At 57.9% G+C, this 12,003-nt stretch carries 12 protein-coding genes and 1 tRNA gene; 3 read left to right on the forward strand and 10 right to left on the reverse strand.

The window, feature by feature from the left end; translation table 11 throughout:
• Positions 1-5: 5 nt before the first annotated feature.
• The 6 genes from TX24_RS18065 to TX24_RS18090 form a co-directional block, all read right to left on the reverse strand.
• Positions 6-1,943 (reverse strand): acyltransferase family protein, encoded by a 1,938-nt coding sequence (locus TX24_RS18065; RefSeq protein ID WP_057710817.1) that lies wholly within the window; start codon positions 1,941-1,943, stop codon positions 6-8.
• 84 nt (positions 1,944-2,027) lie between these two features.
• Entirely contained in the window at positions 2,028-3,287 is a 1,260-nt protein-coding gene (locus TX24_RS18070) for a tyrosine-type recombinase/integrase (protein WP_057710818.1), read from the reverse strand.
• Between the two features lie 181 nt (positions 3,288-3,468).
• Positions 3,469-3,542: transfer RNA gene (locus TX24_RS18075), tRNA-Gly, on the reverse strand.
• A 113-nt stretch (positions 3,543-3,655) separates the two neighbouring features.
• Positions 3,656-4,540: an alpha/beta fold hydrolase gene (locus TX24_RS18080; RefSeq protein ID WP_057710819.1), complete on the reverse strand. Its 885-nt coding sequence runs from the start codon at positions 4,538-4,540 to the stop codon at positions 3,656-3,658.
• A gap of 305 nt (positions 4,541-4,845) precedes the next feature.
• On the reverse strand, positions 4,846-5,538 hold the full coding sequence (locus tag TX24_RS18085; RefSeq protein ID WP_057710820.1) for a pseudouridine synthase: 693 nt from the start codon (positions 5,536-5,538) through the stop codon (positions 4,846-4,848).
• Positions 5,528-5,740, reverse strand: a complete 213-nt coding sequence (locus TX24_RS18090; protein ID WP_057710821.1) for a cysteine-rich CWC family protein — start codon at positions 5,738-5,740, stop codon at positions 5,528-5,530. The genes TX24_RS18085 and TX24_RS18090 overlap by 11 nt, the downstream gene beginning before the upstream one ends.
• 243 nt (positions 5,741-5,983) lie before the next feature.
• On the opposite strand from TX24_RS18090, the gene TX24_RS18095 reads away from it, so the two are divergent.
• Both TX24_RS18095 and TX24_RS18100 read left to right on the forward strand, forming a co-directional pair.
• The gene (locus TX24_RS18095; RefSeq protein WP_019818497.1) at positions 5,984-6,343 is read left to right on the forward strand and encodes a hypothetical protein; all 360 of its coding nucleotides are present in this window, start codon (positions 5,984-5,986) and stop codon (positions 6,341-6,343) included.
• 157 nt (positions 6,344-6,500) lie between these two features.
• The gene (locus tag TX24_RS18100; RefSeq protein ID WP_032900451.1) at positions 6,501-6,953 is read left to right on the forward strand and encodes a DUF3757 domain-containing protein; all 453 of its coding nucleotides are present in this window, start codon (positions 6,501-6,503) and stop codon (positions 6,951-6,953) included.
• Here TX24_RS18100 and TX24_RS18105 read toward each other — a convergent pair.
• Positions 6,939-8,051, reverse strand: coding sequence for an enoyl-CoA hydratase/isomerase family protein (locus TX24_RS18105; protein WP_003189421.1), 1,113 nt, complete (start codon positions 8,049-8,051; stop codon positions 6,939-6,941). The genes TX24_RS18100 and TX24_RS18105 overlap by 15 nt on opposite strands.
• Positions 8,052-8,187: 136 nt before the next feature.
• Here TX24_RS18105 and ung point away from each other — a divergent pair, with 136 nt between their 5' ends.
• Entirely contained in the window at positions 8,188-8,880 is a 693-nt protein-coding gene (ung, locus tag TX24_RS18110; protein WP_003189424.1) for a uracil-DNA glycosylase, read from the forward strand.
• Between the two features lie 29 nt (positions 8,881-8,909).
• Here ung and TX24_RS18115 read toward each other — a convergent pair whose 3' ends face one another.
• Genes TX24_RS18115 through TX24_RS18125 form a run of 3 tightly spaced genes read right to left on the reverse strand, consistent with a single transcriptional unit; the run spans position 8,910 to position 11,914 of the window.
• Complete coding sequence (locus TX24_RS18115) at positions 8,910-9,947, reverse strand: AbrB family transcriptional regulator (protein WP_003189426.1); 1,038 nt, start codon at positions 9,945-9,947, stop codon at positions 8,910-8,912.
• Positions 9,940-11,454 carry a tripartite tricarboxylate transporter permease gene (locus TX24_RS18120; RefSeq protein ID WP_003189428.1) on the reverse strand — a complete coding sequence of 505 codons (1,515 nt, stop codon included), beginning with the start codon at positions 11,452-11,454 and terminating at the stop codon, positions 9,940-9,942. The genes TX24_RS18115 and TX24_RS18120 overlap by 8 nt, the downstream gene beginning before the upstream one ends.
• 1 nt (position 11,455) lies before the next feature.
• Positions 11,456-11,914 carry a tripartite tricarboxylate transporter TctB family protein gene (locus tag TX24_RS18125; RefSeq protein WP_003189430.1) on the reverse strand — a complete coding sequence of 153 codons (459 nt, stop codon included), beginning with the start codon at positions 11,912-11,914 and terminating at the stop codon, positions 11,456-11,458.
• Between the last annotated feature and the right edge of the window lie 89 nt (positions 11,915-12,003).

Consider the following 12,003-nt stretch of genomic DNA (forward strand, 5'->3'; position numbering starts at 1 on the left):
TTTCATTATTTGCCTTTAATTGCTTCTATTAGTTTTGGAACTATTTGCTTGCTAACGCGCATAGAGCCGGCGATTGATAGATGCACTAAATCTGAATACATCAGCTCTCCATCCTGAAACTTACGGCATGTCCCGTCGGGGCATAATGAGTCCGACGGGTCAATATAAAACGTATCTGTAGAGCTTTCGGCGAAGCTGCGAAGCCTTTTGTTAATCTCAAAGGCTGGCGAGTCTTTCGGGTCGAAATTGAAACTTAAATCACAGGGCTGTGATATGAATCTAGGGCGCAGCAAGCATGATGCTGCTGAATGGCTTGAGTTGGTGTAAGGCTGAACGCCAACTATTATAAGTGGGCGATTGCCAATTTCCTGGCGAAACTCGCCAATGTTCTTGATGATGAAATCAATGTAAGCATTATCATCTTTAAGCACTATGTATTTGCTGTTTTTGTCTCCAAGCATATTTCTATATACGGTCCAGGCAGATGCGTATATTAGCGGCTTGCTATCAGATTTTATTGTGTTAAGCACCTGCTGGTAATGATCCAGGCAGGGCGTGGCAATAGCGCCGTTTTCTATTTTTGTATAGTTGGATGACAGATAACATCCCTGCCTAACAAGTGACGCCACTTGAATATTTTCAGGTGCGAGATAGTGGTCCAGACCGCTGGCGTATTGCAAGGCGAAGCTATCGCCCACCAGATACGCGTCCGGCTCGCTCTTTTTTGCACCTAATTTTGCGAAGTTATCGAACGGGTAACCGCCATAATTCTTGGTGTGAAAGTTCGCCGGATCATCCGTAATACTTTTATAGGCTTGTGGTGTTCTGAAGCTATAGCCACCAGAAGTTACTGTTTTGTGAGCTGCAAATGAAATTAAAGAGGCCGCGATAATCGTAATGCAAAAACCATAAATTCGTTTTTTGTAGTCCTTCGACATAAAGGATTTTTCAATAGTGTGGTGCATGATCGCGCCGACAATAATCGCTACTGCAAGTAAGCAAACTTTCTCGACTGTTTCCAGATCTCTGAATATATAGTATTTGTAAAATACAATGATTGGCCAATGGACTAGGTAGACGGAATAGGAGATTAGCCCGATATACACCACAGGCTTGATACGCAGAGCCTTGCCCAGCCCAGGAGACCGCCCGGCATAAATGCACGCCGCCGCACCAAGGCAGGGAACGAGCGCGCGCAGGCCTGGAAACGGGTCAGTCGAGTCAATGAGAAAAGCTGCTGCCACGATAAGTGCCACGCCCACCGCAAGAACGCATGACTCGACAGCTCTTCCTGCGCGGTGGTTGTTGATGAATACCAGCAGCGCGCCAATGGACAATTCAAATACACGAAACGGCATCATGAAGTATGCAGCTGACGAATCGTATGAAAGCATCCACTGAGACGCCGCCAGAGACACCACAGTCATTACCGCCAACAGGCCGGCCAGGAATCTTGGAGATACCTTTAGCGCCGCCCAAACAACGAATGGCCAGACCACATAAAATTGCCATTCGGCCGCCAGCGACCAAGTGTGCAGCAGGGGTTGTGTAAGCGCGTCAGCATCAAAATATCCTTGGTGCATCCAAAAATAAAAATTAGATGCTGAAAATATGGCGTAGCTGCTTGCGCTGGCAAGTGTGCTAAATGATGCCGGGTCCATCAGCAGGTATCCGGCGCCCAAGCAAAGCGCGACGGTTGCAAGAAGTGCAGGGTGTAGGCGAAGCAATCGTCTGACGTAAAAGTCAGAGAATGTGAACTGCTTCTTCGAGATTGAGTTTTTTATAACCTCGGTAATTAGAAATCCTGAAATAACAAAAAAAACATCCACCCCTATAAACCCGCCGGGCACACCAAGGCCGAAATGGAATAGGAGGACAAGAACAACAGCGATTGCGCGCAGTCCGTCAATGTCGGGTCGATAGCTTGTGTTTTTACTGTGCATGACTTCCCTTTCTTCGGCAGTGCCGGGGGTGAATTAATATCGCGGCGATTCTACAGGCGATCACCTGGTGTGTGTTTCGTCTTGCTACTCGGCATTTACCTTCGCCTTGAACTGGTTGCGCTGCGCCTCGGTCATGCCGTCGCGCAGCGCGTCGAGATAGTCGGCGTACCACTGCACCATCTTCTGGCGCTGGGGCAAATAGATTGCCTTGTCATAAACGCCTTTGAGCCCCGCCTTTTTGTGGGCCAGGTGCATGTCCCGCCAATTCTCATCCCAGCCAAATTCGGATAGCAGTGTTTCGCAGGTGTGCCGGCTGCCATGGCCAGTCATCCTCCCTTTGTACCCGATCAGTGCAAAGCACTTGTTGATCGACGCGTCTGAAATAACCGGCACCTTCTCGCCCGATGATGGGAACAGGTAGCGCGACCGACCAGTAAGCCTATGCAGATCCCTGATCAGCTCCACGGCCTGAGTGGGTAGCGGCACGATGTGGTCACGCCGCATTTTCATCTTCACGCCTGGCACCGTCCACAGGCCAGCATCAAGATCAACCTCAGTCCATTCGGCCCAGCGCGTCATGCCTGGCCGTGAGGCGGTCAGCAGTGTCAGCCATGCGGCAGTGCGAACGATTGTGCCGCTGCGTGATTCAGCCATCGCCCGCAAGAACTCTGGCAGCTCCGACTCCAAGAGGTGCGGGTATTGCGACTCCTCTGGCGCCTTTTCCGCAATGTCGATCAAGTTGCTGGCTGGGTTGTTCTCGGTCATGCCCTTGCCGATGGCCAGGCCAAATATCTGATTCACCCACACGCGCACCTTCTCGGCGGTGTTGTGGGCACCGCGGCTCTCGATGCTTGCCTGGAGGTTGGCGCAATCCGCCCTGGTGATCCTGCTCAGGGGCTTGCTACCAAGGGCCGGGAGTATGTCGTTGGTCAGCGCGCCTTTGATTCCGGCCAGGGTCTTTTCGGCCCGACCGTCCTTGATCTTTTTATCAAGCCATAGATCGGCGGCAGCTTTGAACGTGTTCGCCTCGGCTGCATCCCTTGAAGCCTTCAGCGTCGCTTTATGGGTGATGGGGTCTACGCCTTCGGCATTGAGCCTCTGCGCTTCCTGCGCTTTCTCTCTGGCCTTTTTGGCGGTCACGTCCGGATAGGCGCCCAGGCCGTGCCATCCCCATATACCGTTGGGCTTCTTGAATCGAAGCTCCCAGCGTTTACGGCCCGTGCTGCTGACCACGAAATAGAGCCGGTCAATTCCATAGTTCTCGCGGTATTCCTTTTCCTCTGGCTCAAGGGAGGCCAGCACCGTGTCGGCCAGTGGCCTGCGCTTTATTTCGGATCGCTTCATGCTGGATTCTTGTATGGTTTGGTTCGATGTTGTGCGCACCATACATTGCGCCATACACAGAATCAAGGATAAGCGGACACAAAGGGGAATAGTAGGGATTAGCGGGGATTGGGTGTTGTTCAGTGTTTGCGGGGGTTTAGTGTGTAGCGGGAGGGTGTGGGACGGGGAGGGAATAAGAATGTGGAGCGGGTAGAGGGAATCGAACCCTCAACTAAAGCTTGGGAAGCTTTCGTTTTGCCACTAAACTATACCCGCTCAGAGCGGCTGACTTTGTACCAGATGTTCGGCTGGATTTGAAGTTTTTCTTTGAAAAATGTGAGAGTTGCGTGTGGCGAGCAAGCTTGCTCGCCACAGTGTCAGGCTTGATTTCAAAGCGCCCATGCATGCTGCGCCTGGCCCTGGCTATATCGCAACGGGCTGGCGGGCCGCTGCCCTTTCAAGAAGCCCACCACGGCCTCACGGCTATCGCGGCATGCGGCTTTATGTTCCATGTCCAAGAAGTGTCCCGTCGCCTGGATGGTGCTGAAGCTGCTCTTGGCGACATGCTGGCCAAACAGCTTGGCGTCGTCTGCGCTGGTGTATTCGTCCCATTCTCCGTTCAAGAACAGCACCGGAATGTCGATCTGTCTGGCGGCCTTGAGGTAGCACTGCCGGTCGCTGTTGAGCGCGTGGCTGATGTGAAAATGCATCTGCCCATATTCGTGTGCGGCCAGGCTGCTGACATGGCGGTAGTTGAAGCGCTTGAACAGCGACGGCAGGTGCTTGCCGAGGGTGCTGTTGACAAGGTGGCCGACACGGTCGCGGTCGAGGTTGCCCAGGTAGTCGACGCCACGTTCGAGGTAGTCACGCATGGGCGCATTGATCACCGGCGAGAATGAGCTGATCACGGCTTTTTCCACCCGACGGGGTCGCTGGGCGAGGGCAACCAACGTGGCTGCGCCGCCCCAGGAGAAGGACAACACGTGTTCAGCGGCGAAGTGGTCGAGCAGTTCCAGGAGGATCTGGCCTTCGACTTCCTTGGTCAGCATGTGCTCATGACGGTTGTGGATTTTGGAACGGCCAGCGTAGGGCTGGTCGTACAACACCACATTGAATTGCGGGTACAGGCTTTTCACGGTTTGAGCGAAGGACGCTGTGGTCGCCATGGAGCCGTTAACCAGGACGATGGTCTTGGCCGCTGCGTCCGCGCGATAGAACTCCGTGTACACCCGAAACTGACCCTGTATATCCAGCACAGCGATTTCTGGCCTCATGTCGTAAGACTCCTGGCAAGCGGGTAGTGCGCGCAGATCACTCTGCACGAGCTTTATGACAGGTAGGCATACGCCTGGAAAATGAGGGCCCATGTCGGTCCGATGACGGCTGGCCGGCGGGTGTTGTTATGGCGGGCGGTTTGCCGGGAAGGCCCGGGTATCAAGCGCGGGCGAGGCAAGGTGTTTCTTGGAGGTTATAGGGCGACTCGTCAGTCATCATCTGGCTGAAGCCTTGATTCAAGCAGCACCGAAAGCAGGTCGCAAGGCAAGCGGCTGGTTTTTTGCCATCACCGGCTGAACGGTCGTCAGACTTGTCGGATTTCGTCGTCAGTCAGTGGCCGATACTGACCCGGCGCAAGCGACGTATCCAGCACCAAGGGCCCCATTCGCTCGCGGTGCAGGCCGACCACCTTATTATCAAAGTGCCCGAACATGCGCTTCACCTGATGATAGCGGCCTTCGATGATGCTCAACCGGGCCGCTCTGGGGCTCAGCAGTTCAAGTTCGGCAGGTTGGGTAGTGAGATCTTCAAAAGCGAAATACACGCCTGCCGCGAACGTCTGCGCGTACTGCGGGCCGATGTCCTGTTCGGTGCGCACGTGGTACACCTTGGGCAACTTGGTCTGCGGTTGGGTGAGGCGCCGCGACCATTGGCCGTCGTTGGTGATCAGCATCAGGCCGGTGGTGTTGAAATCCAGGCGCCCGGCGATATGCAGGTCGGCTTTGTCCGGTTCGTCCAGCAGGTCCAGGACCGTGGGGTGTTGCGGGTCTGATGTGGCGCTGACGCAACCCTGAGGTTTGTGCAGCATGAAATAACGCGCCGGCTTGCCCGCTTGCAGGATTTCACCGTCCACGCAGACCTGGCTGAATTCACGTACGTGATGGTGCGGATCGCTGACTGCAACACCCTCGACGGTTACCCGGCGCTCCGCCAGCAACAGGCGCACTTGCTTGCGATTGAACTGTGGCAGGTTGCTGAGGAAGCGATCAACGCGCATGGCGGTTACGCAACTGTTCGTCCACTTGGGCACAGCGTGGGCACAGGCAGGCTTTATTGCGCAACTCATCCGGCAGGGCTTCAAGCACCGCCGGGTTGATGATGACGCTGTAGCACCAGCAGGCCTGGTCGACGGTACGCGGGTCGGCCAGGGAGCAGTCGTTGCGGGCACCGCAGGCGGGGCAGAGGGTCGGTGTGGTCATGGGTCGGTTCAGAAGGGAATCGGGTAGGGCGCGTTAGTTATTGCACGATACAGCGCGGCTGCGCGGCATTCCATCACCATGGCTTTTGGGCGAGGCTTCACTTCGTCTGAAACAGATGTTTCCACTTGTGTCGCGAACGCACCAGATTCGGTTTTTGATGTCAGATGTTTCGTCATTCAGTGAAGGCTGAATGCCGCTCGCCAGCGTCGCTGGAGGAGCTCTTCCGCGGTCCAGGAGGCCGCTATGTATCGACGACTGCTGCTTATCGCTTTGCTCGGCCTGACCCTTTCAGCCTGCGTGCCCTACTACGATGGAGGCGCTACCTACTATCGCTCCGAGGTCTACACCGCACCGGCGCCAGCCTACTACTACGGCGGCCCGCGTTATTACCCTTCTGGGCGCAGCTATTACGCGCCAGCGCCTCGCTACTATGCGCCGCAGCCTCGCTACTATTCGGCGCCGCGCTACTACCAACCGGCCCCGCGCTATTACCCTCGCGCCGGCTACCGGCCCTACCCAAACCAGGGGTGGGGCGACCGCTGGGGCAATGGCGGGCGTGGACGTGGTTCCGACCACGGAGGTGGCCGCGGCGGTCACCGTTAAATATCTTGAAAAACAAGCGGCGCATCATGCGCCGTTTTTTATAGGTACCGTATGTCCGTACTGTCAGATTTAACAGCTATCTTTGAGGCGCTAGCTGTACTTCACTAACGAGAAGCCTTGTGCTTTTGCGTGGTGAGACTGAGCAGATGGAATCCCTATGTTCAAACAATTGATTTGCGTGCTCCTGCTGATGAGCGGCTTCATTGCATCGGCAAGAGCGGAGCAGGGCTGTCCTTATACGACGCAGATCGTGTACGCCGATGGCCATTATCGCGCCCAGGACAATGGCCTGCGCTGGCAAAGTCCGAAGGTAGCGTCGCGTGGTGTTGTCGACGGGTTCATTGGCGCAGTCTTCATGCCGGGCGACGGCGAGGAGAGAGGAAACGGCTACATGGACAAGTGCATCTACCGCACCAGCTGGAACGGGGTAGTAGTGTTGAGGCCAAGCAGGGGCAATGAGATTATCAACATGTCGTTGACCAGCTCCTTGTATTGGAAGCTGCAGCCCGATGCGTTCGAGTTGCCGGTGTATACGTGCGTGGACAGCCAACCGGACAATTGCGCGTTCAAGGTCAACGACAAACGTACAGACCTGTCAGTAGTCAGATAAATCTGCCAGAGGATTCCTACCTTCCCAAGCCTTGTCAAAGTGCGCTTGCACCACTGCATCCGGCAGTGTGTTGATATCCGGCCAGTGCCAATGAGGCGTCTGGTCTTTGTCGATCAGGCGCGCCCTAACGCCTTCGGCGAACTCCGGATGACGGCAGCAGTTGAGGCTCAGGGTGTATTCCATCTCGAACACCTGGGCCAGGGATAGGTGGCGCGCGCGCTGGAGCTGTTCCCACACCAGATGCGCCGTCAGCGGGCAGCCCTCGCTGAGGGTTTTGCCGGCGCGGTTCAATAGCGGGTCGCTGTGGTCGCGCAGCAGGCTCAAGGCACGCCAGGCACAGCGTACATCTCCGACATCCAGCCATTCGTCGATTTGTGCGCGGCGCGGTAGCCATTGCGCTTCGGGTTGATCGCTGACCGCCTCCTGGCCCAGGGCCTTTAGCAGGCTGTTGAGTTGCATCGCGCTCTGTTCCTGCCAGTTCAGTTGCAACAGGCCATCGAGCAATTCGTCTTGCTGGTCATCGCGCAGGAAACGATCGGCCAGGCCCAAGTCCAGCGCGTCACGACCGTTGATATGGGCGCCGGTGAGGCCCAGGAACAGGCCGAGTTTGCCTGGCAGGCGGGATAGGAACCAACTGGCCCCCACATCCGGGTACAAGCCAATGCTGATCTCGGGCATGGCCAAACGACTGCTCGGCGTAACGATACGCACGGCGGCGCTTTGCAACAGGCCCATGCCACCGCCCAATACATAACCGTGGCCCCAGCAGATCAACGGTTTGGGGTAGGTGTGCAGGCGGTAGTCAAGACGATATTCAGCGGCAAAAAACTGCGCGGCCAGAGCCGGAACTTCGCCGGGCTGCTCACGGCATGCCTGGGCCAGGCTGCGCACTTCGCCACCGGCGCAAAAGGCTTTGGGGCCGTTGCCGCGCAGCAGCACGCAGACGATCTGCGGGTCTTTGGCCCAAGCCTCCATGCGCTCATCCAGGGCCAGGATCATCGGCAGGGAGAGGGCATTGAGGGACTTTGGCGCGTCCAGGCTGGCGATGCCGATGCGAGCGCCGCCACTGCCGGTCAGTTCTTCGAAATGCAGGTTCATCGTGACCTCAATCGAGAAGGTGAAGGATGAGTATGATCCCTTCGTGGGAAAGTGCCGGTGCTGTGTCAGATCAATTGACAAGCGGGGTCGGCTTTCCTAGGGTTCGCCTCATTCTTTTTTACAAGACAATTGAACTATGACCGATGGCGACCGTATCAAACTCGAACCCAGCTGGAAACACGCCCTGCGCGATGAGTTCGAGAAGCCCTACATGGCGCAATTGCGCGAGTTTCTGCGCCAGGAACATGCCGCTGGCAAAGAGATCTACCCGCCCGGCCCGTTGATTTTCAATGCCCTTAATTCCACGCCCCTGGACAAGGTCAAGGTGGTGATCCTCGGCCAAGACCCCTACCACGGCCCTGGCCAGGCCCACGGCCTGTGCTTCTCGGTACAACCGGGCGTGCCGGCGCCGCCGTCGCTGGTCAATATCTATAAAGAGCTCAAGCGCGACCTGAACATCGACATCCCCAACCACGGTTACCTGCAAAGCTGGGCCGACCAGGGCGTGCTGATGCTCAACACCACCATGACCGTGGAGCGCGCCAACGCCAACGCCCATGCGGGTAAGGGCTGGCAGTTTTTTACCGATCGAATCATCGAAGTGGTCAGCGAGCATCAGCCGCACTTGGTGTTCCTGCTGTGGGGCGCCCATGCTCAAAGCAAGCAGAAGCTCATCGATGCCACCAAGCATCTGGTGCTGACGTCGGTGCATCCGTCACCGTTGTCGGCGTATCGTGGGTTTCTGGGCTGCGGGCATTTCAGCCGGACCAACAAGTTCCTTGAGCAGAATGGCGAGGCCCCCATCGAGTGGCGTTTGCCACCGGTCTGAGGCCTGGCACATTCAGAATGTGGGAGGGTTTAGAGAGGGTCTGGCTGACGGTTCCAGTGCCGAAACAAAGGCTCGGCCAAAAACAGCACGAACAACAGGCGCATCACCTGCATCGCCGTCACCAAGGGCACCGACAGCTGCAGGGTTTCAGCCGTCAGGCTCATCTCAGCGATACCGCCTGGCATCATGCCCAGGGTCAGTGATCGCAGGTCGAGGTGAGTGAGGGCGCTCAAGCCCACCGCCGCCAATGTCGCCAGCAGCATGGTCAATGCCGTGCCAATCAAGGTGCGGCCCATGAACGATGGCGCGCGACGAAAGAACTGCCGATTGAAGTGGCAACCCAAACCGCTGCCGATCAACCATTGGCCGATCTGGCTGCCGCCGTCTGGCAGGCCGATGTGCAAATCCCAGGTCACGCTCGCCACCGCACTCACCAGCAATGGTCCGAACAACCAGGGGTTGGGTTGGCGCAAGCGTTGCCAGCCCCAGGCGACCAGCGCACCCACCGGAAACAGCAGGGCCAGCCAGGCCCAGTCTACGGGCGCCGGATGAAACTGCGGCGCGCCGCCTCCGAGCAAATACTTGAAGATCGCCGGCACACACAGCACCACCACCAGCACTCGCAGGCTTTGCCCGGCCGCAACCCGGCTGAGCACCGCGCCATTGCGGGCGCCGAGGTTGACCATCTCGCCGGAACCGCCCGGCATGCTGGAGAAAAACGCCGTGGCACGGTCTTCACCGCTGCGGCGCATCAACCACACGCCCACCACGCTCGACAAGCTGGTGACCAGTGCGCCGAAGAAGATCAGGCCGAAATGGCTCATCACCTGCTCGATCACCACCGGGGTGAAGTGCAGGCCGATGCCGATGCCCACCACCCATTGGCCGCATTTGCGCCCGCCGGGAATCTCCGCCAACTGCCAGGGCGTGAGGCACCGCACCAGGATGATCGCCAGCAACGAGCCGACCATGTACGGCAAAGGCCAGCCCACCAGGCTGGCCAGGTAACCGCCGGCCAGGCCGACCAGCGGTGTTCCCCACCAATGTTTAAAGGTGACCTCAGACATCGGCCAGGGCACGACGCTGTTGCACGCGTTTACGCCAGATACGCAGCAGCGGTACAAGCAGCATGATTGCGGTGAGTACCCAGACGCCAAAGGTGATCGGGCTCGACCACAGGATTTCCAGCGCACCGTTGGAGATCGACAGCGCACGGCGCAGGTTCTGCTCCATCAGGCCGCCGAGGATAAAGCCCAGCAGCAGCGGCGACAGCGGGAAGTCCAGCTTGCGCAGGATGTAGCCGAAGATGCCGATGGCGATCATCAGGAACAGATCGAAGGTGGTGGCATGCACGGCGTACACGCCAATCGCGGTGATGATGGCGATCACCGGCACCAGCGCCCAGTTCGGCACGGCGAGGATACGGGTGAAGATGCGGATCATCGGGATGTTGAGCACCACCAGCATGATGTTGGCAATGAACAACGACGCGATCAGGCCCCAGACAATGTCCGGTTGCTGTTGGAACAGCAGCGGGCCAGGAGTGATGTTGTACAGCGACAGGGCGCCGATCATCACCGCTGTGGTGCCCGAGCCCGGAACACCGAGGGTCAGCATCGGTACCATGGCGCCGCAAACCGATGCGCCAATCGCGGTTTCAGGGGCGGCCAGGCCGCGCATGTCGCCTTGGCCGAACTTGCCGCTCGCGCCTGCGATGCGTTTCTCGGTCATGTAGGCAACGGCCGACGCCATGGTCGCACCGGCACCCGGCAACACGCCGATGATAAAGCCCGACACGCCGCAACGCAGGTTCACGGTGAGTACCGACAAGGCTTCCTTGGCGTTGAACATCATGCGCCCGGTGGCTTTCACTGCTTCCTGGCCACGGTGGGTTTTTTCCAGCAGCAGCAGAATCTCGCTGATGGAGAACAGCCCCAGTACCAGCACCACGAACTGGATGCCGTCGGTCAGGTGAATATTGTCGCCGGTAAAGCGGTACACACCGCTGTTGGCGTCGATGCCCACGCAGGAAAGGAACAAGCCGATCAGCGCCGCAACAAAAGTCTTCAGCGGTTTGTCACCGGCCATGCCGCCCAGGCAGACAATCGCAAACACCATCAATACGAAGTATTCCGCCGGGCCGAACGCAATCGCCCACTTGGCCAGCAGCGGGGCGAACAGCACCATGCCGCAGGTGGCGATAAACGCGCCGATGAACGAACTCCAGGCCGACAACGACAGTGCCACGCCAGCCAGGCCTTTGCGGGCCATCGGGTAACCGTCGAGGGTGGTCATCACGGTGGACGCTTCGCCCGGGATGTTCAGCAGAATCGAACTGATGCGGCCACCGTATTCGCAGCCCAGGTACACGGCTGCCAGCAGGATCAGCGCCGACTCGGGCGGCAAGCCCAGGGCGAAGGCGATGGGGATCAACAGCGCCACTCCGTTGATCGGGCCCAGGCCCGGCAACAGGCCGACCACGGTGCCGATCAAGGTGCCGCACAACGCGGTCACCAGGTTATAGGGGCTCAGCGCAACGCCGAAACCCTGGCCCAAATAGCCAAAAGTATCCATATCAGTTCTCCAGAACGTCGAGCAGGCCGAGGGGCAACGGTACGTCCATGGTTTTATCGAACAGCAGATAAAGACCGACGCTCATCAAGGTGATGATCACCACGCTGGGCAACCAGCGGCCGCCATACAGCCGTGCCATCGGAATACCGATCAGCATGCTGCTGAGAATGAAGCCCAAGGATTCGAACGTGCCGGCAAACACCAGCAGCAGGGCCACACAGATGCCGATCTTGATCAACGTGGGTTGGTCCAGTGCGGGTTCATCGTCGGTGTGTTTGGTCGCCTGCGGGCGAATCATCATGTAGATGAGCGCCAGGCCCATCAGCCCGAGCAGCAGCAGGGGGAAGGCCCTGGGCCCCACGGGTTCGTAGGAAAAGGCCGCCTGATACGGCCAGGCCATCAGTGCCAGGCCGATACAGGCCAGTAACAGCACCGCGGCAAAAATGCGTTGTAAGAGCATAGAAAACTCCAAGGCCCCTCTTGTAGGAGCGAGCTTGCTCGCGAAAAACGTCAACGATGACGCCGGCCATCCTGGATGCACACGGTGTA

The sequence above is a fragment of the Pseudomonas lactis genome, from assembly GCF_001439845.1.
Lineage (GTDB): Bacteria > Pseudomonadota > Gammaproteobacteria > Pseudomonadales > Pseudomonadaceae > Aquipseudomonas > Aquipseudomonas lactis.